This is a genomic window from Stenotrophomonas sp. CFBP8994 (genome assembly GCF_034044835.1).
Lineage (GTDB): Bacteria > Pseudomonadota > Gammaproteobacteria > Xanthomonadales > Xanthomonadaceae > Stenotrophomonas > Stenotrophomonas rhizophila_A.
Window position 1 is genome coordinate 197,564 of record NZ_JAXCWT010000002.1, and the last position, 23,764, is coordinate 221,327.

At 68.2% G+C, this 23,764-nt stretch carries 21 protein-coding genes; 7 read left to right on the forward strand and 14 right to left on the reverse strand.

Annotated elements, in window-relative coordinates; all coding sequences use genetic code 11:
- Nucleotides 1–12 precede the first annotated feature (12 nt).
- The 3 genes from SOM39_RS05685 to SOM39_RS05695 form a co-directional block, all read right to left on the reverse strand.
- Nucleotides 13–546, reverse strand: coding sequence for a gamma carbonic anhydrase family protein (locus SOM39_RS05685; RefSeq protein WP_068854363.1), 534 nt, complete (start codon nt 544–546; stop codon nt 13–15).
- Nucleotides 547–587: 41 nt separating this feature from the next.
- The gene (mnmG, locus tag SOM39_RS05690) at nt 588–2,477 is read right to left on the reverse strand and encodes a tRNA uridine-5-carboxymethylaminomethyl(34) synthesis enzyme MnmG (RefSeq protein WP_320457770.1); all 1,890 of its coding nucleotides are present in this window, start codon (nt 2,475–2,477) and stop codon (nt 588–590) included.
- Between the two features lie 493 nt (nt 2,478–2,970).
- Nucleotides 2,971–3,513, reverse strand: a complete 543-nt coding sequence (locus tag SOM39_RS05695) for a hypothetical protein (protein ID WP_217538188.1) — start codon at nt 3,511–3,513, stop codon at nt 2,971–2,973.
- A gap of 111 nt (nt 3,514–3,624) precedes the next feature.
- Here SOM39_RS05695 and SOM39_RS05700 point away from each other — a divergent pair, with 111 nt between their 5' ends.
- Entirely contained in the window at nt 3,625–4,584 is a 960-nt protein-coding gene (locus SOM39_RS05700) for a pyridoxal-phosphate dependent enzyme (RefSeq protein WP_320457771.1), read from the forward strand.
- Nucleotides 4,569–5,192, forward strand: coding sequence for a YdcF family protein (locus SOM39_RS05705; RefSeq protein ID WP_320458060.1), 624 nt, complete (start codon nt 4,569–4,571; stop codon nt 5,190–5,192). Before SOM39_RS05700 ends, SOM39_RS05705 begins: the two co-directional genes overlap by 16 nt.
- Before the next feature lie 17 nt (nt 5,193–5,209).
- Here the strand turns inward: SOM39_RS05705 and bioC are convergent, their stop codons facing one another.
- The 5 genes from bioC to bioB all read right to left on the reverse strand — a co-directional run bounded on the left by bioC (nt 5,210) and on the right by bioB (nt 10,095).
- A complete protein-coding gene (gene bioC / locus SOM39_RS05710) occupies nt 5,210–6,094 on the reverse strand; it encodes a malonyl-ACP O-methyltransferase BioC (protein ID WP_068854359.1) in 885 nt (294 codons plus the stop codon).
- A 50-nt stretch (nt 6,095–6,144) separates the two neighbouring features.
- Nucleotides 6,145–6,927 carry an SDR family oxidoreductase gene (locus SOM39_RS05715; RefSeq protein ID WP_320457772.1) on the reverse strand — a complete coding sequence of 261 codons (783 nt, stop codon included), beginning with the start codon at nt 6,925–6,927 and terminating at the stop codon, nt 6,145–6,147.
- Between the two features lie 58 nt (nt 6,928–6,985).
- Entirely contained in the window at nt 6,986–7,747 is a 762-nt protein-coding gene (bioH, locus tag SOM39_RS05720) for a pimeloyl-ACP methyl ester esterase BioH (protein ID WP_320458061.1), read from the reverse strand.
- 22 nt (nt 7,748–7,769) lie between these two features.
- Entirely contained in the window at nt 7,770–8,981 is a 1,212-nt protein-coding gene (bioF, locus tag SOM39_RS05725) for an 8-amino-7-oxononanoate synthase (RefSeq protein WP_320457773.1), read from the reverse strand.
- Between the two features lie 79 nt (nt 8,982–9,060).
- Nucleotides 9,061–10,095, reverse strand: coding sequence for a biotin synthase BioB (bioB, locus tag SOM39_RS05730; RefSeq protein WP_320457774.1), 1,035 nt, complete (start codon nt 10,093–10,095; stop codon nt 9,061–9,063).
- A 178-nt stretch (nt 10,096–10,273) separates the two neighbouring features.
- Between bioB and SOM39_RS05735 the strand changes: the two genes are divergently transcribed.
- The 4 genes from SOM39_RS05735 to SOM39_RS05750 all read left to right on the forward strand — a co-directional run bounded on the left by SOM39_RS05735 (nt 10,274) and on the right by SOM39_RS05750 (nt 12,726).
- Complete coding sequence (locus tag SOM39_RS05735; RefSeq protein WP_320457775.1) at nt 10,274–10,744, forward strand: helix-turn-helix domain-containing protein; 471 nt, start codon at nt 10,274–10,276, stop codon at nt 10,742–10,744.
- Nucleotides 10,745–10,865: 121 nt separating this feature from the next.
- A complete protein-coding gene (locus tag SOM39_RS05740; RefSeq protein WP_320457776.1) occupies nt 10,866–11,561 on the forward strand; it encodes a ComF family protein in 696 nt (231 codons plus the stop codon).
- A gap of 69 nt (nt 11,562–11,630) precedes the next feature.
- Nucleotides 11,631–12,194: an HdeD family acid-resistance protein gene (locus SOM39_RS05745; protein WP_320457777.1), complete on the forward strand. Its 564-nt coding sequence runs from the start codon at nt 11,631–11,633 to the stop codon at nt 12,192–12,194.
- A 46-nt stretch (nt 12,195–12,240) separates the two neighbouring features.
- The gene (locus SOM39_RS05750; RefSeq protein ID WP_320457778.1) at nt 12,241–12,726 is read left to right on the forward strand and encodes a SecDF P1 head subdomain-containing protein; all 486 of its coding nucleotides are present in this window, start codon (nt 12,241–12,243) and stop codon (nt 12,724–12,726) included.
- 6 nt (nt 12,727–12,732) lie between these two features.
- Here the strand turns inward: SOM39_RS05750 and SOM39_RS05755 are convergent, their stop codons facing one another.
- Genes SOM39_RS05755 through SOM39_RS05780 form a run of 6 tightly spaced genes read right to left on the reverse strand, consistent with a single transcriptional unit; the run spans nt 12,733 to nt 19,970 of the window.
- Nucleotides 12,733–14,541 (reverse strand): MFS transporter, encoded by a 1,809-nt coding sequence (locus SOM39_RS05755; RefSeq protein WP_320457779.1) that lies wholly within the window; start codon nt 14,539–14,541, stop codon nt 12,733–12,735.
- Nucleotides 14,542–14,590: 49 nt separating this feature from the next.
- Nucleotides 14,591–15,706: an N-acetylglucosamine-6-phosphate deacetylase gene (gene nagA / locus SOM39_RS05760; protein WP_320457780.1), complete on the reverse strand. Its 1,116-nt coding sequence runs from the start codon at nt 15,704–15,706 to the stop codon at nt 14,591–14,593.
- Nucleotides 15,703–16,479 carry a DeoR family transcriptional regulator gene (locus SOM39_RS05765; protein ID WP_068854349.1) on the reverse strand — a complete coding sequence of 259 codons (777 nt, stop codon included), beginning with the start codon at nt 16,477–16,479 and terminating at the stop codon, nt 15,703–15,705. The genes nagA and SOM39_RS05765 overlap by 4 nt, the downstream gene beginning before the upstream one ends.
- Nucleotides 16,480–16,511: 32 nt before the next feature.
- Entirely contained in the window at nt 16,512–17,840 is a 1,329-nt protein-coding gene (locus SOM39_RS05770; RefSeq protein WP_320457781.1) for a D-tagatose-bisphosphate aldolase, class II, non-catalytic subunit, read from the reverse strand.
- A gap of 38 nt (nt 17,841–17,878) precedes the next feature.
- Nucleotides 17,879–18,820 (reverse strand): ROK family protein, encoded by a 942-nt coding sequence (locus SOM39_RS05775; RefSeq protein WP_320457782.1) that lies wholly within the window; start codon nt 18,818–18,820, stop codon nt 17,879–17,881.
- Entirely contained in the window at nt 18,813–19,970 is a 1,158-nt protein-coding gene (locus SOM39_RS05780) for an SIS domain-containing protein (RefSeq protein ID WP_320457783.1), read from the reverse strand. The genes SOM39_RS05775 and SOM39_RS05780 overlap by 8 nt, the downstream gene beginning before the upstream one ends.
- 383 nt (nt 19,971–20,353) lie before the next feature.
- On the opposite strand from SOM39_RS05780, the gene SOM39_RS05785 reads away from it, so the two are divergent.
- Nucleotides 20,354–23,647 carry a TIM-barrel domain-containing protein gene (locus SOM39_RS05785; protein WP_320458062.1) on the forward strand — a complete coding sequence of 1,098 codons (3,294 nt, stop codon included), beginning with the start codon at nt 20,354–20,356 and terminating at the stop codon, nt 23,645–23,647.
- The last annotated feature ends 117 nt before the right edge of the window (nt 23,648–23,764 follow it).

Sequence of the window (23,764 nt, forward strand, 5' to 3'; positions counted from 1 at the left end):
CCGTGTGCGGGGTCACATCCCCAAGTACTTGTCCTTCAACCGCACGTAGTGGTCGGCCGAGTAATGCAGCGACTCGATCTCCTGATCGCTGAGCGTGCGCACCGGTCGGGCCGGGTTGCCCACCCACAACTCCCCTTCGCCCACCACCTTGCCCGGCCCGATCACCGCACCGGCGCCGACGAAGCTGTGCCGGCTCACGGTGGCGCCATCGAGGATGCACGCCCCCATCCCGATCAGGCTGTACTCGCCGATCGTGCAGGCATGGATGATGGTGCCGTGGCCGACGGTGACGCCCTCACCGATCAGGGTCGGGTAGCCGCCCTTGTTGTAGGGGCTGTGGTGGCTGACATGGATGATGGTGCCATCCTGGATGTTGCTGCGCGCGCCGATCCGCACATGGTTGACGTCGCCACGGATCACCGTGCCCGGCCACACCGACACATCGTCCCCGAGCACGACGTCACCGATGATCGTGCAGGCCGGGTCGATCCAGGCGCGCTCGCCAACGACGGGGAAGGTATCGAGGAAGGGACGAAGGGGGGACATGGTGACGCTCCACGAGGCAGGCCACCATGATACCGCCGTGGTTACGCCACCCGGCTGCGCCGGGCGCGTTCCAGGTGCACCAGCAGCAGCGAGATCGCTGCCGGGGTCATGCCCGGGATGCGCTGGGCCTGGCCGATGGTCTGCGGGCGTACCCGCTCCAGCTTCTGCTGCACTTCGGCCGACAACCCGCGCACGCTGGCGTAATCGAACGCCGCATCGATGGCGGTGTTCTCATGGCGCTGCTGGCGTTCGATCTCCTCGCGCTGGCGGTCCAGGTAGCCGGCGTACTTCACCCCGATCTCGACCTGCTCGGCCACCTTCGCATCCGCCACGCCCGGGCCCAGCGAGGGCACCTGCATCAGCTTGGCGTAATCCAGTTCCGGGCGCTTGATCAGGTCCAGCACGTTGGTTTCGCGGCTGACCGCCACGCCCAGCGTGGCGTCCACTTCGCGGCCCAGCGCGTTGGCCGGGGTCGCCCACAGTGCACGCAGGCGCGCCGATTCCTGCGCCACCGCCTCCTGCTTGGCCTGGAAGGCGGCCCAGCGCCGGTCGTCGACCACGCCCAGCTCACGGCCGATGCCGGTCAGGCGCACGTCGGCGTTGTCTTCGCGCAGCTGCAGCCGGTACTCGGCGCGGCTGGTGAACATGCGGTACGGCTCGGTGGTGCCATGGGTGATCAGGTCATCCACCAGCACGCCCAGGTAGGCCTCGTCGCGGCGCGGGCACCAGCCCGCCTCGTCGCGCACGCGGCGGGCGGCGTTGAGGCCGGCCAGCAGGCCCTGCGCGGCCGCCTCTTCATAGCCGGTGGTGCCGTTGATCTGCCCGGCGAAGAACAGCCCGGACACCGCCTTGGTTTCCAGCGTGTTGTTCAACCCGCGCGGGTCGAAGAAGTCGTACTCGATGGCGTAGCCCGGCCGCGTGATGTGGGCGTTCTCGAAGCCACGGATGCTGCGCACCAGCGCCAGCTGCACATCGAACGGCAGCGAGGTGGAAATGCCGTTGGGGTAGATCTCCACCACGTCCAGCCCTTCGGGCTCGACGAAGATCTGGTGGCTGGCCTTCTCGGCAAAGCGCACCACCTTGTCTTCGATGGACGGGCAGTAGCGCGGGCCGATGCCTTCGATCTGGCCGCTGTACAGCGGCGAGCGGTGCAGCGCGCTGCGGATGATCTCGTGGGTGTGCTCGCTGGTGTGGGTGATCCAGCAGCTCACCTGGGCCGGGTGCTCGGCCACGCTGCCCAGGAAGGACATCACCGGGCGCGGGTCGTCGCCGGGCTGCTCGTCCATCACGCTGTAGTCCAGCGAGCGGCCATCGATGCGCGGCGGGGTGCCGGTCTTGAGCCGGTCGATCGCGAACGGGCGCTCGCGCAGGCGCGCGGCCAGGGTGGTGGCCGGCGGGTCGCCCATGCGGCCGGCGGCGTACTGGGTCTGGCCGACGTGGATCTTGCCGGCCAGGAAGGTGCCGGCGGTAAGCACCACGGCCGGGGCGTTGAACTGCAGCCCGGTCTGGGTGATCACGCCACGCACGACGTCACCGTCGATGACCAGGTCATCCACGGCGGCCTGGAACACGGTCAGGTTGGGCTGCGCCTCGACCATCGCCCGGATGGCCATCCGGTACAGGTTGCGGTCGGCCTGGCAGCGGGTCGCGCGCACGGCCGGGCCCTTGGAGGCATTGAGCGTGCGCCACTGGATGCCGGCGCGGTCGGCGGCATGCGCCATGGCGCCGCCCAGGGCATCGATTTCCTTGACCAGATGGCCCTTGCCGATCCCGCCGATGGCCGGGTTGCAGCTCATCGCGCCGATGGTTTCCACGTTGTGGGTCAGCAGCAGGGTGCGTACGCCGCTGCGGGCAGCTGCCAGCGCGGCTTCGGTGCCGGCATGGCCGCCGCCGATCACGATGACGTCGTAGCCGTAGAAAGAATCGGTCATGGGGTGCTCTGGGGCAGGGCCGGTACGGCCCGGAACCGCCCTGGGACAGGGCGCGGTGGTCATTTTAGCGCCGTTCGCGCCGGGTCCGTGAACGGGGGCCTGCAAAAAAAATTCGCAATCAACCCTAAAGTTGGCACGTTCTCTGCAGATAACCCAATAGCACCCAGGATGGCAGGCGCCGAAAGGCGCTACGGATCGGAATTGGAACAGGGGCCGATCCATGCGCATCCCGGGGAAGCAGAAGGGCCGGCAGTCGGGGGACTGTCGGCCCTGTTTTTATCCCCCGGAAGACAAAAGGCCCCGCCATTGGCGGGGCCTTCTGCGTTGTAGGTGCCGACATCCGACAGGGCCGGAACAGGGGGGATCCAGATGTTCCTGTCGGATATCGACATAGAGCTCAATGTGACGCCGTATGTCGTTTTTGTCACTTTTCGACCGAGGCCGTCACTGCCCGGCTAGATTGAACTGCCAGGCGGGTGAAAATCAAGCGTTCTCAATTCTCATTTGTGCGCTGGTTCAACTTATTCATATTTCGCCAGGGAGAGCCATTGCTGCGCTGGGCCGGCGGGCTGGGCCGGGACTGCGGCGCGCTCACCGGGCGCTGCTGCTGCTGAGGCTGCGGGCGCTGCTGCGGCGGGCGGTCCGGACGCGGTGGGCGCCCCACCGAATCCATGTTCCGCCACGGCGAACCGCCGTTGTAGGGCGGGCGCGGACGGTCCGGCGGGCGCACCTGGCCACCATTGCCGTTGCCCGGGCGGGGCGGCGGGCGGTGGTTGTGCGGCGGGCGGTAGTTCGGGTACGGCCGATAGATCGGGTAGTTGCTGTAACCACCGTAGCCGCCATAACCGTAATAGCCGCCACCACCGTAGTAGCCGCTGCCGTAGCCGTATGGATAGCCGGCCGGATAGCGGTACTCCACCGACGGGGCGCCATGGTAGTAGCCGTTGCCACCACCACCGCCGCCCACGTAGTCGTAAGTCGCGCAGCCAGACAGCGTCAGCAACAGGCTGCCGGCAAGCATGAGGCGCATTTTCATGGAAGGGTCCCCCTGGGGTATGGCCCAGCTTCAGGCCGCCGCATTGAATCGGCCCTTAACTTTGCCCGGGCCGGATGAACGGTTGCCATCGTGGCACGTTAATCTTGTGTCATGACCGATTCATCCTTGCCCTGCGTCGATGACCTGTTGGCCGCCGCCGCGCGCATCGCGCCGCACGCCAGCGTCACCCCGGTGCTGCAGTCGCAGGTGCTGGACGCGTTGAGCGGGGCGCGGCTGGCGTTCAAGGCCGAGCATCTGCAGCGCGGCGGTGCCTTCAAGTTCCGTGGTGCCTGCAACGCGGTCTGGGCGCTGCCCGAGGCCGTCGCCGCACGCGGGGTGGTGACCCATTCGTCGGGCAACCACGGTGCGGCGCTGGCGCTCGCCGCGCGCACCCGGGGCATTGCCTGCCATGTGGTGGTACCGGAAGGCGCGGTAGCGGCCAAGCTGGCCAACATCGTGCGTCATGGCGCCACCCTGTGGCGCTGCGACCCGACCATCGCCGCGCGCGAGGCCATGTGCGCCCAGGTCGAGGCCGAGACCGGCGCCACCCTGGTCCATCCCTATGCCGATTCCCACGTCATTGCCGGGCAGGGCACGGCGGCGCTGGAGCTGCTGGGCAGCCACGGTCCGTTCGATACCCTGGTGGTCCCGGTGGGCGGCGGTGGCCTGGCGGCCGGAACCCGGCTGGCGCTGCAGGCGGCGAGTCCGGTCACGCGGCTGGTACTGGCCGAACCGGAGGGCGCCGCCGATACGGCCCGTTCGCTGGCCGCCGGCGAGCGCCGGCTGGACTTCACCCCCGACACGATCTGCGATGGCCTGCGCGGCATGCTCGGCGCGCCGAACTTCGCGCTGCTGCAGGGCGCGGCCGAGGTGATCACCGTGGACGATGCGGCCACCGTCGCGGCCATGCGCCTGCTCTGGCAGGTGCTCAAGCAGGTGGTGGAACCGTCCTCTGCGATTGCGCTGGCCGCGATCCTGTCCCAGCCCGCACGGTTTGCCGGGCAGCGGGTGGGCGTGGTGCTGTCCGGCGGCAACGTCGACCTGGACGCCCTGCCCTGGGCTGCGGCATGACCCGGCGCGCACGGGTCGGGCTGGGGGGCTGGCTGTGGCGGCTGTGCATGCTGTTGGCGGCTTGGCTGCTCTGTGTCACCGCATGGATCGTCTGGGTCGGTGAGCGCGACCAGGCGGCCAAGGCCGATGCGATCATCGTGCTGGGCGCGGCGGCCTACGACGCCAAGCCGTCGCCGGTGTTCGAAGAGCGCATCCGGCATGGGCTGGATCTGTACCGCCAGGGCTACGCGCCATTGCTGATCTTCACCGGCGGCTACGGCGGCACCGGCGCGCGCTTTTCCGAATCGCAGGTCGCGCGCCGTTACGCCTTGAAACAGGGCGTGCCGGACGACGCGATCCTGATTGAAACCGCCTCGCGCACCACCCGCCAGAACCTGGCCGAAGCGCGGTTGTTGATGGACCAGCACAAGCTGCACCGGGTGATCATCGTCAGCGACCCGCTGCACATGGCGCGCGCGCTGCGCCTGGCCCGCGAGCTGGGCATCGATGCACTTGCCTCGTCAACGCCGAGCACGCGGTTCCGCAGCTTCCACACCAGCTGGAAGTTCCTGGCGCAGGAAATCTATTTCTTCCATCGGGACATGTTCCCGTCCGCGAACGGTTCCTGACCGATATTTCTGGTTGGTCAGGTGGTCTTGCGCCGGATCGGAATCGCCGACACCGGCACGCTGGCCACATCCTGCCCGCGCTCGCGGATCGGCGCGCCCGCATCCGGCGCCCACGCGTGCGCGTAAATCACTTCCCAGCTGCTCGGCAGCGTGCCGTCCTCGCGACGCAGCGGTTCATAGGCGGCGCGCGCTGCAGCGAACCTGCCGCGCCCGGTCAACGTATGCCGGCGATCCTGGCGTGCATTGGTTGCGCCAATGGCGCGCAGCTCGCGCATCAGTGCATCCATGTCGGAATAGGTGAGCGTGAACAGGTCGCGGTCCAGCACCGGGTCGCGGAAGCCGGACATCATCAGCGCGTCGCCGAACTGCGCAATCGGCGGGAACCGGCTCACGTGCGAGGTGTCATCGGCGCTGGCGAACGCGTCGCGCAGCTCGATCAGCGTTTCCGGGCCGAACGTGGAACACACCAGCAGCCCGCCCGGCTTGAGCACGCGACGGAACCCGGCGAACACCGCGGGCAGGTCCTCCACCCACTGCAGGCACAGGTTGCTGTAGATCACATCCACGCTCTGGTCGCGCAGCGGCAACGCCTGCGCATCACCGCACACCCGGGTGAAGGGCTTCCACCAGCCGGCCTGCTTCTTCGCTTCGCGCAGCATCGGCTCGGCCATGTCCAGCGCGATCACCTGCGCCTTCGGCCAGCGCTTCTTCATCGCCGCACTGGCGTGGCCGGTACCGCTGCCCACGTCCAGCACCACCTCCGGCTGCCGGCTTTCGAGATAGTCCAGCGATTCGAGCAGCCGCTTCTCCACCTCGCGCTGCAGGGCAGCGGCGGCGTCGTAACTGCTGGCGGCGCGCGAAAACGCGCGGCGGACGTGCTGGGGATCAAAGCTGGCGGTCATGTAAGGCTCACTATGCGGTAGCGCACGACCGTGGGTCGTGCGCCGGAAACTCAGAACGTACCGGGGTAAGCCCCGCCATCAATCAACAGGTTCTGCCCGGTGATGTAACCCGACTGCGCACTGCACAGGAACGCGCACGCCGCGCCGAATTCATCGGCGGTGCCGAAGCGCCCGGCAGGAATGTGGGTGCGCTTGCGCTCGGCGATCTGCCCCGCATCCACGCCCTGTTGCTGCGCCATGTAGGCGAAGTTGCCGCGCAGCCGGTCGGTGTCGAACTGGCCGGGCAGCAGGTTGTTGAGCGTGACGTTGTGGGCCACGGTGCGGCGCGCCAGCCCGGCGACGAAGCCGGTCAGGCCCGAGCGCGCGCCATTGGACAGGCCCAGGATGTCGATGGGTGCCTTCACCGACGAGGAGGTGATGTTGACCACGCGCCCGAAGCCACGTTCGATCATGCCATCCACGGTGGCACGGATCAGCGCGATCGGCGCCAGCATGTTCGCGTCCAGCGCAGCGATCCAGTCCTCGCGCTCGAACTGGCGGAAGTCGCCCGCCGGCGGCCCACCGGCGTTGTTGACCAGGATGTCCACCTGCGGGCAGGCGGCCAGCGCCGCCGCGCGGCCGGCCTCGGTGGTGACATCGGCGACCACCGTGATTACTTTGCCGGCGCCCGGCAGCGCCCGGAGTTCGTCACCGGCGTGGGCGAGGGCTTCCTCACCCCGGGCGGCGATCACCACGTTCACGCCCTCGCGCGCCAGCGCGCGGGCGCAGCCCAGTCCCAGGCCTTTGCTGGCAGCGCAGACGAGGGCCCAGCGGCCGGCGATTCCAAGGTCCATGCATCAGTTCCGTAGTGGGGGACAGGCGTACATGATCGGCGATGCGCGCGCGGGTGGGTCAGGAAAGCGAGGCGACGAAGTGTTGCAGCTGCGCCGCCACCTCGTCGGTGTGGCCCAGGAACGGCGCGTGTCCGCCATGGGCCACTACATGCACGCTGGAACGCGGTGCGAGCGCGGCAGCGGCCTGCATGGCCCGCGCCGACACCAGCCGGTCGCGCTGACCGGCCAACCACAGGCTGGGCACGGGCAGGCTGGGCAGGGCGCCACGCAGGTCAGCGCTTTCCAGCAGGCGAAGGCCTTCCTGCAGGGCACGCGGGGCAGGCTCACCGCGCGCTACCAGCGCCGCGCGCAAGCTGCGCAGTTCCTGCCGGGCGTGTTCGGAGCCCATCGCATCCAGGGCCAGGAAGCGCTCCAGCGTGCCGCGATAGTCCTGCGCCAGGTCCTGGCCGAACTGTTCGAAGACGGCGGTTTCCACGGCGTATGGCCAGTCCTCGCCACGCACGAAGCGCGGTGTGGCCGCGATCATCGCGAGCCCACGCACCTTGGGCAGCGTGGCCGCCGCATGCAGCGCGAACAGCCCACCCAGCGACCAGCCACACCACACGGCCGGCGGGGTCGCGGCGGCAATCGCACCGACCACGAACGGCAGGCGCAGCGGGGTGGCATCGTCGCGGCTGTTGCCGTGCCCGGGCAGGTCGACCAGGTGCAGCTCGAACCGCGCTGAGAGCCGCTCGACCAGCGGCGCGAACACACCGCCATGCAGGGCCCACCCGTGGATCAGTACCAGCGCCGGCCCGCTGCCGACCACCTCGATATGCATGCTCACACCCAACCGCCGTGCATCACGCGCTCAGCGCATCCAGTGCCTGCTGGCGCAGCACCTGGTCGCGTGCGTGGGCGATGGCATCGGTGAGCGCACGTATTTCCGGCACCGTGTGCAGCGCCGACAGGGTCACGCGCAGGCGTGCCTTGCCCTCGGGCACGGTCGGCGGACGGATCGCGCTGACCAGGAAACCAGCCGCTTCCAGCGCGGCCGACAAGCCCATCACCGTCGATTCGGCCCCGCACAGCAGCGGCTGGATCGGCGTATCGGAGGGCATCAGTTCCAGCCCATGCTGGCGCGCGCCGGCACGGAACACGCCGACCAGCTCGGCCAGCTTCTCGCGGCGCCAGTCGTCGCGGCGTGCCAGCTTCACGGCGGCCAATGCCGCAGCCGCCTGCGCCGGCGGCACCGCCGTGGTGTAGATGTAGGGGCGTGCGGTTTCGGCCAGGTGCTGGATCATCGCCTCGTCGCCCACCACCAGCGCGCCACTGCCACCCAAGGCCTTGCCCAGCGTGACCAGCTGCAGCGGCACGTCGGCCAGGCCCAGCCCGGCGTCGGCCACGCAGCCGCGGCCGTGCTCGCCGATCACGCCAATGCCGTGTGCGTCGTCCACGTACAACACCGCTTCCTGCATGCGCGCCACCAGCGAGAGCGAGCGCAGCGGGGCGATGTCGCCATCCATGCTGAAGACACCATCGGTGACCAGCATCGCCGCGCCGTCGGGCGCGTGCTTGAGCTGGCGCAGCGCACCTTCGGTATCCAGGTGCGGGTAGCGGCGCAGGCGGCAGCCGGCCAGGCGCGTGGCATCGAGCAGGCTGGCGTGGTTGAGCCGGTCCTGCACGCACACATCGTCTTCTTCGCTGAGCAGTGCCTGCTGCACCGCCAGGTTGGCGGCAAAGCCGCTGCCAAACAGCAGCGCACGCGGGTAGCCCAACCAGTCGGCCACTTCCTGTTCCAGCGCTTCATGCAGCGCATGGTGGCCGCAGATCAGGTGTGAGGCGCCCGCCCCGGCACCTTCGCGCGCGGCGGCATCCTGCAGCGCGCTGACCACGCCAAACTGCTGGGACAGGCCCAGATAGTCATTGCTGCAGAAGCCGGTGAGCCACTGGCCATTGACCTCCAGGCGCACGCCATCGCGCCGGGTTACCGTGCGGCGCACGCGGATACGACCCTGCGCTTCGCGAAGCTTGCGCTGGGACTGGATGCGGTCGTGCAGGTCGGTACGGGCCATGGTCGTCAATGTCATGGGCTGGCAGGGCAGCTAGCGTACCCGGTTGCCGGGCGCTGCGCTGCACCGCCCGGGGCAGGGCTCAGGCCGCTTGTCCGCAACCACCTCCACAGGTGATGTCGGCATGCACGGTGCCGGGGTGGTCATGCCCGGCCGCCTCCACCTGCACCGCCATCGGGCGCAGGCCCAGCCGGCTGAACAGGGCCAGGTCGCGCTCGGTATCCGGGTTGCCGGTGGTCAGCAGTTTCTCGCCGTAGAAGATCGAGTTGGCCCCGGCCAGGAAGCACAGCGCCTGCAGCTCATCGCTCATTGCTTCGCGCCCGGCCGACAGCCGCACCATTGCCCTGGGCATCACGATGCGGGCAACCGCGATCATCCGCACGAACTCGAACGGGTCCAGTTCGGCACTGCCATGCAGCGGCGTGCCGGCCACCTGCACCAGCCGGTTGATCGGCACCGAATCGGGGTGCGCCGGCAGGTTGGCCAGCGCCAGCAGCAGCCCGGCGCGGTGCGCGCGGGTTTCGCCCATGCCGACGATGCCGCCGCAGCAGGTCTTCAGCCCGGCCTCGCGCACGTGTTCCAGCGTATCCAGCCGGTCCTGGTACTGGCGGGTGTGGATGATCGAGTCGTAGTAATCCGGCGCGGTATCCAGGTTGTGGTTGTAGTAGTCCAGCCCGGCCTCGCGCAGGGCCACGGCCTGAGCGCCGTCGAGCATGCCCAGCGTGGCGCAGGTTTCCAGCCCCAGTGCCTTCACCTCGCGGATCATCGCCGCCACCTTGGGGATGTCGCGGTCCTTGGGCGACCGCCACGCCGCGCCCATGCAGAACCGCGACGCCCCGGCCGCCTTGGCCTGGCGGGCCTTGGCGACCACGTCGTCGGTGGCCATCAGCTTCTGTGCGCTCACCCCGGTGTCGTAGCGCTGGGCCTGCGGGCAGTACGCGCAGTCCTCCGGGCAGCCGCCGGTCTTGACCGAGAGCAGGGTCGAGACCTGCACCTCGGTAGGATCAAAGTGCTCCCGGTGCACGCCCGCCGCCCGGTGCAGCAGCTCCGGGAAGGGCAGCTCGAACAGCGCCAGCAGCTCCTCGGGGTGCCAGTCGTGGCGGATGACAGAAGCCATGGGAGTGTCCTGACAGATTTGGGAGCGAAGGAGCGGCAGTCTGGTGAGGTTGCGAGTGACTGTCAACCATGTTGGAGTTGGCAAAGTTTACGGTGTGGAGTGTGCGCTCACGCCACAAATCAATGCTGGATGTCACTTAAAATCATCAGTAGCCGGCCAAGTGATGTTTTAAACCTACATGGCGAAGAGAATTCCCCCCGTTCACCTGCATCATGCGCGGCAAATTGAAGCGCTGGGTCAGCGCCTCCGTGTGGCTCGAGTCGCTCGAGGTATGACACAAGCGAACCTGGCTGAAAGGGTGGGGGTGGACCGCACCACGATTGGAAAGCTGGAGTTCGGTGAACCCGGCACCAGCCTTTCCACGGTTCTGCGTGTCTTGTCCGCATTGGGAATGGGCGGAGATATAGATAGCCTTGCCGCTACCGATACCGTTGGGGCGCAACTCGCCGTTAGGCGATTGCGGCGGCCGTCGCAAAGAACTTTGGCCACTCATCGACAGCCGAACGAAGAAGGGAATCCAATGGATCAAGGCGGCACCGGGAGCATCGAGCAGACCCCCGACCGATATGCGCTACGCGCAACTCGCAGGCCGGATCCCATCGTGCCGCTCCAGGTAGATGGACGCAAACTGCAAACAAAAAAGAAATAAGCTACTTCGTAAGGCCACGGCGCACCCAGTGATTACAGAATCGCCAGTCGTCTCCTGATAGATGTTGAAGCATGGGCGTAGCAATCTGGTCTCATGCAAGATTCATCCAGTTGGCTTAGCGGTGGCTAACTTCTGCAACGTATTGCTATGGCTCAGTCATCAATGTCTTCCCCTACGCTGCCTGGTCTGCGCCAATCCGGGAAATGACGGGCTGGATCTGTGTGCCGCCTGCTACGCCGAGCTTCCGTGGAACGACCATGCCTGCCCGTTGTGCGCGCTGCCGCTGCCGCCCGATGAACCGGCCAAGGTGTGCGGTGCCTGCCTGGCCGAGCCGCCGCGGCAGGCCGGGGCGGCGGCGACCTTCCTGTATGCGCCGCCGATCGACCGGCTGGTACTGCGCTTCAAGTTCCACCAGGACCTGGCCGCTGGGCGGCTGCTCTCCCAGTTGATGCTGCACGCCGTGCCGGATTTCGCGCAGCACCCGCTGCTGCCGATGCCGCTGCATGGGCGCCGGCTTCGCGAGCGGGGCTACGACCAGGCCCGGGAACTGGCCCGTCCGTTGGCGCGGGAGCTCCAGTTGCCGCTCTGGACCGGGCTGTGCCGCAGCCGGGCGACCCTGGCCCAGTCCACGCTGGACGCGGACGCACGTCGCCAGAACCTCAAAGGCGCCTTCGCCGTGCGGGCCACCCCGCCGGCCCGCCTGACCCTCGTGGACGATGTGATGACCACCGGCGCCACCCTGGACGCGGCCGTGAGGGCGCTGCGCCGGTCCGGCCTGCAGGAGGCCACGCTGTGGGTCTGCGCCCGGGCACCGTGACACCTTGCCATGGCCTGCACAGGGCGTGGGCCTAGCATCGCGGTTGACCCTCCTCCCAGGAACACCGTCATGAGCCAGGCTCCGGAACTGCGCACTACGTCGCTGTTGTCGCTGGTGGGCCGCAGCTGGTGGGTGGTGCTTCTGTATGGGCTGATCGCCATCGGCTTCGGCCTGATCGCCATCGTCCGGCCGCTGTCCGCCGCCGCCGGGCTGGCCTGGGCCATCGGCGTGATGGCGCTGGTGGAAGGCCTGGTCAGCCTGTTCGCGGTCTTCAGCGGCAACAGCGGTGCGCCGCGCGGCTGGGCACTGGTCTACGCGCTGGCCTCGATCGGTTTTGGCGCGCTGGCAGTGATCAACCCCCTGGTGACGGCCAAGGTGCTGGTGCTGCTGCTGGCGATCTGGCTGATCCTGGCGGGCGTTTACCGCATCGTGTTCGCCATCCGCGTACGCAGGCAGATCGAAGGCGAATGGCTGCTGATCGTCAGCGGCGTACTGGCCATCGTGCTGGGCGTCATGATGTTCGGCAACCCGCTCGGCGGGGTGGCGGTGACCACGCTGTGGATCGGCATCGGCAGCCTGATCTACGGCGTGCTGCAGGTCGTGGTGGCATTCCGGCTGCGCAGGTTGCGCTGAACGCCCCGGTTCGGGCCACAATGCTCGAAACAACGGGAGTACTGTAATGCGCAACGGATGGCGATGGAGCTTGGCGGCAGCCAGCCTGCTGCTGGTCACGGCATGCAACCAGCATAACGACGCGGCGTTGAACCCTGCAGCGCAGGGCAATCCGCCGCTCGCCGATGTACGCATCGAAATGCGCCCGGTCGCGGAAGTCGGCGAGCCGGGCGTCGAGGTCCGCTTCGCACACGGGGAGACCGTCAAGCTGGCCAACCCGCCCGTGTTCACGACCGGCGCGATTGCCAGCGTGCGCCAGGTGGTCAACGAGGACGGAAAGGCCAACGTGTACTACGCGTTCACCGAGGCCGCCGCGCCCCGCATCCACAGCGCCACCGAGCGCCTGGTCGGACGGACGATGGTGCTCACCGTCGATGGCGAACCGATCTCCCGGGCGAACCTCAGCGGCCCCTTCGGCGAGAGCATGATGACCTCGGGCCTTGAGGCGGACGAAGCCACCGCGCTGGTTACCCGGATCACCGGGCGACCGTAGCGCTGTCTAGCGGAACCGCGCTTCGATCTCCTCCAGCGTCTTGCCCTTGGTTTCCGGCAGCAGGAACGCGGCCACCAGGAAGTACAGCAGCGTGCAGCCGGTCCAGAAGAAGAACATGCTGGCGTAGCCGTGGTGGCCCACGGTCGGCAGGAAGATCGCGGCGATCACCGTGGATACGAACTGGTTGATCAGCAGCGCGATGCTCATGCCGTTGGAGCGGATGCGGGTAGGCATCAGCTCCGACAGCGCCAGCCACACGCATACGCCCGGGCCCACCGCGAAGAACGCCACGAACAGCAGGATGCAGCCGGCCACCAGCCAGCCGTGCGTGGGCGAGGGCACCGGGCCGATGACCGCGCGCTCGATCACCAGCGGTGCCTGCACGGCGGCGGCCGGATCCGGGAACGGGTTGAGGTCGAGGCGGCGGAAGAACGCGCCGATCACGCTGTCAGCCGACACCGCGTCTTCGCGGCGGATCTGCAGCGTGGCGTCGATGGGGTTGTCGCTGCGCAGCGAACGCACGTTGCTGAAGCCGCCGTAGGCGTAGGACACCGTGAGCTGCAGCGGTTGACCGTCGGCGTTGCCATCCAGCCGCCGCCACTGCGCGGCATCCATTGGCAGCGACAGCGACTGCCCGTACACCTGCTGCTGCAGCGCGGGCTGTACATCCAACCGCCCGTGTTCGCTGCGCACGAACAGCAGCGCGGCGCCCAGCAGCGCGATGGTGATGCCGCCGGTGCCCAGCATCAACAGGAACCTGCGGCCCTTGCGATCCACCAGCACCAGCGCGACGATGGTCATCAGCGCATTGAGCAGCTTGATGGAGACATCGGCCCAGTTGGCCACCGCGCCGGGCAGCCCGGCCTGGTGGAGGATGTTCACCGCATAGGCCAGTACCGAATTGATGCCGGTCGCCTGGGTGAAGGCCAGCACCAGGCAGGCCAGCACGAAGGGCCACACATAGCGGCGGCTCAGCAGCGGATCGCGCCTGGCCGGGCTGCCACCGCTGGCTGGGGCATCGGGCGCCTGCATGCGCGCCAGCGTGGCTTCCACCTCCGCCGGCGCCACCGTGCGCTGCAGGGCGTTGCGTGCTTTCTCAATGCGGCCGCGCCGCACCAGCCAACGGGGCGATTCGCTGATCAGCAACGCGCCGCCGGTGAACACCAACCCGGGCATCAGGCAACTCCAGAAGATGGTGCGCCAGGCGTGATCCTTCACCGCGAACAGCATGCGCTGCTGCTCCTCGCCCGGCAGGTGGCTCACGGCGGCAGTGGCGGCGTCCACGCTGTGGGCGTGATACAGCCCGATCACCGCCGCCAGTACCAGTCCGATGGTAAGCAGCAGCTGGAACATCGCTGCGCCACGCCCGCGCCGTTCGGGGCTCAACACTTCGGCGAGGTACAGCGGCACCACCACGCCGATCAGGCCACCGCTGATGCCCTGCAGCAGGCGCCCCATCAACAGCGGTCCATAGCCTTCGGACAGCGCCATCACCGGAATGCTGGCGGTGAACAGCACGCCGGCCAGCACCATCGCGCCGCGCCGGCCGATCAGGTCGGCCACGGCGCCGGCAAACAGCGAGGACAGCACGCTGCCCAGCAGCACCGCAGCCACCACGAAGCCAAGCTGCTGGGTGGTCAGGTGCCAGCTGGCGGTGGCCGTGGCCTCGAGGTAGGGCAGGGCGCCGGCGATGATGCCGATGTCGATGCCATAGAGCAGGCCGCCCATGCCGCCGATGAAGAGCAGATAGCGCACCGGCCAACGCGGCGCATTGGCGGAAGCGGGCACGGGCATCACGGCGGAAGCGTCGTTCATGGTGCGGTCCTGTCTACGTTGGAACGCGCCGCACGGGGCGCGGAATCACTCAGTCAAGCGTGATGCGTTCGCCTTCCACCACTACCTGCTGCACGCGCAGGTCATGGTCGAGCACGACCAGGTCCGCCCACGCGCCCGGTTGCAGGCGGCCGCGGTCATCCAGGCCCAGATAGTCGGCGGGGTAGCGTGAAACGCGGTTGGATGCGTCATCCAACGCCAGACCCAGCGCAACCAGGTTGCGCAGTGCCTGGTCCATGGTCAGCGCGCTGCCGGCCAGCGAGCCGCTTTCAAGGCGCACGCAGCCCAGGCACTTGTGCACGCGCTGCACGCCCAGCGCGTATTCGCCATCGGGCATGCCGGTGGCAGCGGTGGCGTCGGTCACGCAGTACAGGCGCGGAATCGCGCGCAGCGCGGTGCGGATTGCGCCGGGGTGCACGTGCTGGAGGTCGGGAATGAGTTCGGCGTACTCGGCATGCGCCAGCGCCGCCGTGGCGATGCCGGGGTGGTAGTGGTCCACGCCGGTCATGCCGTTGAACAGATGGGTGAAGCCGGCGGCGCCTGCCTCCAGCGCGGCCACGCCCTGCTCGTAACTGCCTGCGCTGTGTCCCAGCTGCACGCGGATGCCGAGCGCGTTCAATGCGGGGATCAATGCAAGGTGCTGGCCGATTTCCGGTGCCAGGGTCAGCACCTTGATCGGTGCGATGGCGTGCAGGCGGCGCACATCCTCCAGCGTGGCTTCCACCACCAGCGGCGGCTGCGCACCCAGGCGCTCGGCGCTGATGAACGGACCTTCCAGATGCACGCCCAGCACGCGCGCCATGCCGGGATCACGCTGCGCAATCGCGGTGGACAGGCCCTGCAGCGCACGCACGATGTCGCCTGCCTCGGCAGTCATGGTGGTGCCCAGCAGCGCGGTGGTGCCATGCCGCGCGTGCGCGCGTGCCACCGTCTGCGCGGTATTTCCGCCCTGCATGATGTCCACCCCGGCACCGCCATGCACATGCAGGTCGATGAAGCCGGGCAGGATCAGCGGCACCTCGTCATCGCCACGCGGGTCAGCGTGGTCACTGTTGATCGACACGATGCGCTGGCCAAAGGCGATGTTGCCGCGCACCAACCCGAACGGGGTCAGGATGCGGCCATGCAGGGTGGAATCGGGGTTCAAGGCGGCGACTCGGCAATGATCACTTCGATGCCCAGCTTCTGCAGCCCTTCCAGGTACTCCGCATCGATGCTGGCATCGGTGATGATGGTGTGGACCTGGTCCAGGCGGGCGATGCGGTGCAGGCTGACGTGGCCGAACTTGGAGGCGTCGGTAAGCACCACCACGCGGCGTGCGCGCTCCACCATGCGGTGGTTGAGGCGGGCCTCGGCTTCATGGTGGGTGGTGAGCCCGAACTGCAGGTCCAGCCCGTCCACGCCCAGGAACAGGGTGTCGAAGCTGTAGGTATTGAGGCTGGCCTCGGCCTGGCTGCCCTGCAGCGACAGTGACTGCTTGCGCAGCAGGCCCCCGGTGAGCAGCAGTTCCACCCCCGGTGCATTGGCCAGCTCCCAGGCGATGTTCAGCCCGTTGGTCATCACCGTCACGTCGCGGTGTTCGCGCAGGTGGCGCGCCAGCGTCATGGTGGTGGAACCCGAATCGATGATGATGTTGTCGCCGGCGCGCACCAGCCGCGCGGCATGCGCGCCGATGCTGTCTTTCAGCGGCAGGTTCAGCGTGTCCTTTTCGTGGATGTCCTGCTCCAGCGGCGGCTTGCGCACCAGGGTGGCGCCGCCGTGGGTACGCGTGGCAAGGCCCTGCGCTTCGATATGGGTCAGGTCGGCGCGAATGGTCACTGCCGAGACGCCGAAGCGCTCCACCAGTTCGCTGACCTGCACGTTGCCGTGTTCGACCAGCAACTGCAGGATCTGTTGGCGGCGCTGCCGTGTGTTGCGCATGGGGCGATTCCGTTCGGAAGGAAAGCCGAAGCTTACCGTTCCGAAAGCTCCGTGGCAGGAAAAGCTTCGTTATTCGCGCCGAACGCGTTGCGAGCGCAAGCCCGGGCGTATTCCGCCAAGCGCAGCCCCACCTTGTGCCGGATCAGCGCCAGCGGTTCGGCCGCCAGCTCACCGGCCTGCACCGCGCGCAGCTGCTCGGGCAGGTACTGGCTGAGCAGCATGAGCGGGGGTGCCTGGCGGGTGAGGTTGTCGACCAGGGTGTCCAGTGCGGCCTGCACGGCCGGTTCGCCCCAGTAGTAGCGGCTGCGGTCGCTCAGGGAATAGGCGCGCAGCAGGCGCTGTTCGTGCGCATCGCCCTGGTAGTAGCTGGCCCAGCTGGCCGGCTTGTCGAGCATGCAGCGGTCCAGCACCTCGATGATCCGTGACGCTTCCGCACCGGGAAGGAGCTCGCGTTCGATCATCGCCAGCGCGAACACCGCCTCGCGGAACGCGTAGGTCGCCGCCGGGCCCACCTTGAGGATGGCGAAGTGGTCGCGCACCAGCGCATGCAGGCCGGCTTCGGTCTGGTAATCGGTGGAATGGGCTTCGAACACGATGCGCGGCTGGGTTTCCACGAACGCCGAGAGCTCGCGGGCGGCGGCCGGGTCGTAGTGGTGCACGCTGCTGTGGTCGAAATCCACGCCGGGCTGCACCACCATGGCGATCACGCGCTCCCAGGCCGGCAACAGGTCCGGTGCGGAAAATGCCTCGCGGTGAATCGCCAGCGTGACGGCGGCAGCGGTGGGCGTGGTCACGGCCAAGCCACCTTCCAGGGAGGCTTCGCCACCGGGAACAGGCACTTCGGTACCGATCACGTAGACCGGTGGCGGCAGCCCGTTCTCCGCGGCCGTGCGTTCGGCAATACGCGCCAGTTCGGCCGAGCGCGCGGCTACGACCGCATCCGGCAGCGGGGTCGGGTCATCGGCGCAGGACATGCTGCAGTCCAGGTGGATCTTGTGGAAGCCGGCGGCCACGTAGGCGGCAACCAGGGTGCGCGCGTTGGCCATCGCGACGTCGGCCGGCCCCTTCTGCCAGGCGTTCGGGCCGAGATGGTCGCCGCCCAGGATCAGCCGCTCCGCCGGGAAGCCCTGGCTGCGCGCCAGCTGCAGCACGTAATCGCGGTACTGCGGCGGGGTCATGCCGGTGTAGCCGCCGAACTGGTCCACCTGGTTGGAGGTAGCTTCGATCAGCAGCACGGTGTCGTGTTCGCGCGCGACCTGCATGGCGGCCAGCAGCACCTGCTCGTTGCTGCAGCACACGCTGTACAGGCCAACGGGCTGGCCCTGGCGATGGGCGGCGATCAACGATTGGACGGCAGACATGGCAACACTCCAGGTGCAGCGGAACGGAAAGAAGGGGTTCAGGGCGCGGGATGGTGCTGGCGCGCCAGCAGCGCCGCGCCGCGTGCACCGCCGGCATCGCCGAAGGCTGGCGGCAGGATCGGCGGTACGCGCACCCCGTTGAACAGGTAGGGCGCAATGGCGGCAGGCAGGTCGCGGTACAGCTGCTCCAGTTTCGACAGCCCGCCCCCCAGCACGATCACGTGCGGGTCCAGCGCCAGGATCAGGCTGGCGAAGCTGTAGCCGAGAAGGTCGCGGTGGATGGCCAGCGCCTGCAGCGCGATCGGATCGCCGGCCTGCGCCTGCTCCACCACGGCGGTGGCGTCGCAGGCCAGGCCGCCGTGGCGTTCATGGATCAACGCCAGGCCGCTGCCGGAGACATAGCGCTCCAGGCAGCCGCGCAGGCCACAGCCGCAGTCCAGCAGCGGCAGGTCATGGCGCAGCTGCAGCGTGGCCGGCAGGCTCCAATGGCCCCACTCACCGGCAATGCCGTTGTTGCCCGCGACCAGCTTTCCGTCCAGGCAATAGCCACCGCCCGCGCCGGTACCCAGGATCACCCCGAACATGCTGGGGTATCCGGCGGCGGCGCCGTCGTGCGCTTCGGACAGGGCGAAACACTGCAGGTCGTTACCCAGTGCCAGTGGGCGCTGGAGCCGTGCTTCCAGGTCATGCCCCACCGTGTGGCCGCTCAGCGCGGGCACGTTGGCGCTCAACTGGCGGCCGCTGTCGCGATCGCGCACGCCGGGCAGGCCCAGGCCTACCGCAACGGAACGCGTGCCCAGCGCGGCATCCGCATCGTCGACCAACTGGCCGACGGCAGCCACAAAGGCCGCGTAGTCACTCGTGGGCGTCGCCACGCGCTGGCGGTAATGCACCGTCAGCGCCGCGTCACAGGCCACCAGCTCGATCTTGGTGCCGCCGATATCGATGCCGTACCAGGTCTGCATGCGCTGCTCAGCCATGGTCGTGGATCGTCACGCCCTGCACCACGCGGTTGACCGTGCCATCCGGGAACGGGTTGTCGGGGGTCAGGCCGAGCGCGGCCGAACGCTGCAGCGCGAAGCACTGCGCCATCACCAGCCACAGCGGGGCCAGCCACGGATCGGGCAGGGCAGGTACCTGCAGCAGGAAATCGCCGTCGGCACTGTCGCTGCCGGCCGGGCCGACCGAGATCACGCGGGCGGCGATGCCGTCGCGGCGCAGCTCTTCCAGCAGGTCCTGCTCGTAGCGTCGCGCCAGCGGCTGCGCGCTGCGCAGCACCACCACCAGCGTGGTGCCGTTGAGCGTGGATTTCGGCCCGTGGCGGAACCCGAGCGGGGTGTTGGCCAGCGCCAGCACCCGGCCGGCAGTCAGTTCCAGCACTTTCAGCGCCGCTTCGCGCGCGGTCGCTTCCAGCGGGCCACTGCCCAGGTAGATCACCCGCGAGATATCGGTACGCGCGAGCGCTGCGACCGGCGCGTCCCAGTCGCTCACAGCCTGCGTACCGCGCTCGGCCAAGCTGCGCAGGCGAGCGATGCGCTCGGCCCAGGGAGCGACATCGAACACGCTCAACGCGGCCAGCAGCATGCAGCTCAGGCTGCTGGTCATGGCAAAGGCGCGGTCGCAGCTGGCGGGCGGCATCAGCAGTGACAGCGTGTCGCTGCGGCCCTGGCCGCGCTGTGCCAGCGCGCCATCGGCATTGCAGGTGATGTCCAGGAAGCGCGCGTCGTCCACCTGCGCCCGCACCAGGTCCACCGCCGCCACGCTTTCCGGGCTGGAGCCGCTGCGCCCGAACGACACCAGCAGGGTCGGGCGGTCGCGCTGCAGGTACAGCGCCGGGTGGGTGAGCAGGCTGGTGGTGTGGATGGCGCGGACCTCTGCCGGCCACTGCGCATTGATCTGGCCGGCGACCATCTCGGCGATGAAGCCCGAACTGCCGGCGCCGGTGAAGATGACCCGCTGGACCGGCTGGCGCAGCGCGTCACCCAGGAACGCGTCGATGCGCTCGCGGGCGGCCTCCAGCGCGTCGGCCAACGCTGACCAGAGGGCGGGTTGCTGCGCGATCTCTTCTGCGGTGTGCGCGCCACCCAGGCGCTGCCAGGCGGGCATATCGGGGAGCAGAGTGACGTCCATTCGCTATTCCTGTTGGGCGACCGCACGATCAGCGTTTTCTTTCGAAATGTCAAATATCGAAAGATTAAAATAAGATATCTGGATCACATTCTTCACTATTGCTGTCGGTTCTTGCGCGATTGCCCGTGTCTATCTGCGCGTCCTGCAACGGAAAAATCATCGCATTCAGCCGGCAGAAAGAAAGTGGTGCTTTGCATCATCTTTCGTTTTGATAGAATTCCTAATCTTTTTTCTTTTCAATTTCTTGACATCTTTCGATAGCCTGCCCCATAGTCGGCCGCACTGGTTTCGGACACCCGCCGAACGCGGGCTTTGGGGGCGAAGTGGTTACCCGTTGTCGACGCACCGTACTGGCCATCTCTCTTCTGTCGCTGTTGGCCGCCATGCCGGCGCTGGCCGCGCCGTTGGGCAACCTGAGCGCACTACGTGCCGAGCCGGCCGCGTCGGCCACTGCCTGGACGCTGACCACCGATAACGGCATGACCGTGCGCGTGGACCTGCTGCGCCCCGACCTGCTGCGCGTGCAGGCCAGCCGCACCGGCAAACTGCTGCCGGCCGGCGACAAGGCCGCCCCCATCGTGCTGCCGCAGGCCACATCGGCCGTGCCATTCCAGCTGGAGGAAGACGGCAACGAAGTGCGCATCCGCACCGACGCGCTGGTGCTGCACATCCAGCGCCAGCCGCTGCGCCTGGCACTGGACCGGCGCGAGGCCGGCAAGGACGTGCCGCTGTGGCGCGAACTGCAGCCGCTGGACCTGGATACCGCACAGAGCGTGCAGGTGCTGAGCAGCCAGGCCGACGAACAGTTCGTCGGCGGTGGCCAGCAGAACGGACGCTTCGCTTTCAAGGGGCGTGAGCTGGAAGTTTCCTACTCCGGTGGCTGGGAAGAGGGCGACCGCCCCAACCCGGCGCCGATGCTGCTCAGCTCACGCGGCTGGGGCATGCTGCGCAACACCTGGAGCGATGGCAGCTACGATCTGCGCCAGGCCGACCAGGCCACGCTGCTGCACCGCGAAGACCGCTTCGACGCCTACTACTTCGTCGGCGCCGGCCTGCCTGCGCTGCTGGACCGCTACACCGCACTGACCGGGCGCGCCGCATTGCTGCCGCGCTGGGCGTTCTCGTACGGCGACGCCGACTGCTACAACGATGGCGACAACATCAAGAAGCCCGGCAGCGTGCCCGAAGGCTGGAGCGATGGCCCCACCGGCACCACCCCGGACGTGGTCGACAGCGTGGCAAAACAGTACCGCGCGCACGACATGCCCGGCGGCTGGATCCTGCCCAACGACGGCTACGGCTGCGGCTACAAGGCCTTGCCGGAAACGGTGAAGGGCCTGGCTGGCTACGGCTTCAAGACCGGGCTGTGGACCGAGAACGGCGTGGACAAGATCGCCTGGGAAGTGGGCACCGCCGGCAGCCGCGTGCAGAAGCTGGACGTGGCCTGGACCGGCAAGGGCTACCAGTTCGCGATGGATGCCAACCAGTCCGCGTTCAACGGCATCCTGCACAACTCCGATTCGCGCCCGTTCCTGTGGACGGTGATGGGCTGGGCCGGCATCCAGCGCTATGCGGTCGCCTGGACCGGCGACCAGAGCAGCAGTTGGGATTACATCCGCTGGCACATTCCCACCCTGGTCGGATCGGGCCTTTCGGGCATGGCCTACGCCAGTGGCGATGTGGATGCGATCTTCGGCGGCAGCGCCGAAACGTTCACCCGCGACCTGCAGTGGAAGAGCTTCACCCCGGTGCTGATGGGCATGTCGGGCTGGTCGGGCAGTGCGCGCAAGCACCCGTGGTGGTTCGACGAGCCCTACCGCAGCGTCAACCGCGATTACCTCAAGCTGAAAATGCGCATGACCCCGTACATGTACGGGCTGGCACACGACGCGGCGACGACCGGCGCGCCGATCCTGCGCGCGCTGATGTGGGATTACCCGCAGGACCCCAACGCCTGGAACGAAACCTGGAAGTACCAGTTCCTGCTCGGGCGCGACCTGCTCGTGGCGCCGGTGTACCGCAGCCAGGCCGCCAGCCGTGGCTGGCGCCGCGACATCCACCTGCCGCAGGGCCGCTGGATCGATTACTGGGATGGCCGCGCGCTGCAGGCTGGTGCGGAAGGCCGTCAGCTGGACCGCCCGGTCGATCTGGCAACAATCCCCGTGTTCGTGCGGGCCGGTGCCATCGTGCCGATGTATCCGGAGATGCTGTACGACGGCCAGAAACCGCTGGATGAGGTCACCTTCGACCTCTACCCGCAGGGCAGCTCGCAGTACACGCTGTACGAAGACGACGGCAACACGCGCCGCTACGAGAAGGGCGAATCCAGCCAGCAGCAGGTCACCATGCAGGCCCCGGCGCAGGGCAGTGGCCGGGTGCAGGTGAACATCGATGGCGTGCGCGGTCAGTACCAGGGGCAGCTGGCACAGCGCCGCTACGCGCTGCGCGTACTCAGCCGGCAGAAGCCGGCAGCGGTCAGTCTTGATGGCCGCGCGCTGCCGATGCTCACAGATGCCGCCGCGTGGCAGGCCGCGCCGGAAGGCTGGTACTTCGATGCAGGCGAACGCCGTGGCACCGTGCATGTGCGTACCGTACCCACCGATATCCGCCGGCCGCTCGCCTTCCAGCTCGATATCGCGCAGGCACCGGCAGCTGCCGATGATGTGTTCCCCGCCGCACCGGTGTTGGGCCGCGCATTGCCGGCCGACAGCCTGCTGGTGGTCAACCGCCCGGCCGAAGAGCGCGGCTACGAACTGGAAAAGGCATTCGATGACGACCCGGCCACCTGGTTCCGCACCGTGCGCAACCAGGCCGTGCGCACCGGCGCCCACGAATGGGTGATCGGCTTTGGCGAGCGCCGCCTGATCGACGGCATCGCACTGGCACCCCGCAATGACCAGCACTGGAAGAGCGGGCAGATCCGCGACTACGAGATCTACCTGGCCGACACCAATGGCGAATGGGGCGAGCCGATCAAGCGCGGCCGCCTGGCGCTGAAGCAGGACCTGCAGCAGATCGACTTCCCCGCCCGCGCCGGCCGCCTGCTGCGCTTCCGCGTGCTCAGCGTGCAGAACCCGGACGGTGATGGGGCCGCTGGCAGCGACCCGATGGTCACTGCGGCGCAGGGCAACGTGGCCCGTGCGGTGGATGCACTGCAACCGCGTGATGTCGGCCCGATCACCCTGTCCACGTTCCAGATCCTGGAACACCAGGTTGCAGAGCGCCCGGCGCAGCAGCGCCACCTGTCCGAACTGACCTTGCCGGCCGCGGCCAACGCACAGGTGCGCGCCGACCTCGCCTTCCAGGGCGGGCAACCCATGCGCATGAACGGCCTGCTGTTCCGCCGTGGCCTGGGCGTGGGCCCAGCCAGCCGCATCGACCTGCAGCTGCAGGGCCAGTGGCGCCTGCTGCGCGCGGACCTGGGCATCGACGATGCGTGCCGCAGCGCCGGCGGCATGCAGTTCCAGGTCTGGGGCGATGACCGCCTGCTCTACGACAGCGGCCTGGTGAAGGCACCGGGCGTGGTCAAGCCCGAACTGGATATCCGCGGCCTGCAGCGCCTGAGCCTGCGCACGCTGGGCACACAAGGCACGCAGCCCGCACAGGTGTGTGGCAACTGGGCCAACGCCGCACTGATCGGACAGGAGGGCGATACCGCCACCATCGTGTCGCCGTAACCCAGGGACGTACCGAAAAACAGAATTCCCCACCGTTTCCCGACTACGGCCCGCCGGCCGTGGTGCGGGTGACTGTTGCCCGAAAAAACCCACCCAGGCAGCCCCACGCTGCGGAAT

Coding starts and splice junctions, on each gene's coding strand:
- SOM39_RS05685 (WP_068854363.1), bottom strand. CDS start 546: ATGTCCCCCCTTCGTCCCTTCCTCGATACCTTCCCCGTCGTTGGCGAG.
- mnmG (WP_320457770.1), bottom strand. CDS start 2,477: ATGACCGATTCTTTCTACGGCTACGACGTCATCGTGATCGGCGGCGGC.
- SOM39_RS05695 (WP_217538188.1), bottom strand. CDS start 3,513: ATGAAAATGCGCCTCATGCTTGCCGGCAGCCTGTTGCTGACGCTGTCT.
- SOM39_RS05700 (WP_320457771.1), top strand. CDS start 3,625: ATGACCGATTCATCCTTGCCCTGCGTCGATGACCTGTTGGCCGCCGCC.
- bioC (WP_068854359.1), bottom strand. CDS start 6,094: ATGACCGCCAGCTTTGATCCCCAGCACGTCCGCCGCGCGTTTTCGCGC.
- SOM39_RS05715 (WP_320457772.1), bottom strand. CDS start 6,927: ATGGACCTTGGAATCGCCGGCCGCTGGGCCCTCGTCTGCGCTGCCAGC.
- bioH (WP_320458061.1), bottom strand. CDS start 7,747: ATGCATATCGAGGTGGTCGGCAGCGGGCCGGCGCTGGTACTGATCCAC.
- bioF (WP_320457773.1), bottom strand. CDS start 8,981: ATGGCCCGTACCGACCTGCACGACCGCATCCAGTCCCAGCGCAAGCTT.
- bioB (WP_320457774.1), bottom strand. CDS start 10,095: ATGGCTTCTGTCATCCGCCACGACTGGCACCCCGAGGAGCTGCTGGCG.
- SOM39_RS05735 (WP_320457775.1), top strand. CDS start 10,274: ATGGCGAAGAGAATTCCCCCCGTTCACCTGCATCATGCGCGGCAAATT.
- SOM39_RS05745 (WP_320457777.1), top strand. CDS start 11,631: ATGAGCCAGGCTCCGGAACTGCGCACTACGTCGCTGTTGTCGCTGGTG.
- SOM39_RS05750 (WP_320457778.1), top strand. CDS start 12,241: ATGCGCAACGGATGGCGATGGAGCTTGGCGGCAGCCAGCCTGCTGCTG.
- SOM39_RS05755 (WP_320457779.1), bottom strand. CDS start 14,541: ATGAACGACGCTTCCGCCGTGATGCCCGTGCCCGCTTCCGCCAATGCG.
- SOM39_RS05765 (WP_068854349.1), bottom strand. CDS start 16,479: ATGCGCAACACACGGCAGCGCCGCCAACAGATCCTGCAGTTGCTGGTC.
- SOM39_RS05770 (WP_320457781.1), bottom strand. CDS start 17,840: ATGTCTGCCGTCCAATCGTTGATCGCCGCCCATCGCCAGGGCCAGCCC.
- SOM39_RS05775 (WP_320457782.1), bottom strand. CDS start 18,820: ATGGCTGAGCAGCGCATGCAGACCTGGTACGGCATCGATATCGGCGGC.
- SOM39_RS05780 (WP_320457783.1), bottom strand. CDS start 19,970: ATGGACGTCACTCTGCTCCCCGATATGCCCGCCTGGCAGCGCCTGGGT.
- SOM39_RS05785 (WP_320458062.1), top strand. CDS start 20,354: ATGCCGGCGCTGGCCGCGCCGTTGGGCAACCTGAGCGCACTACGTGCC.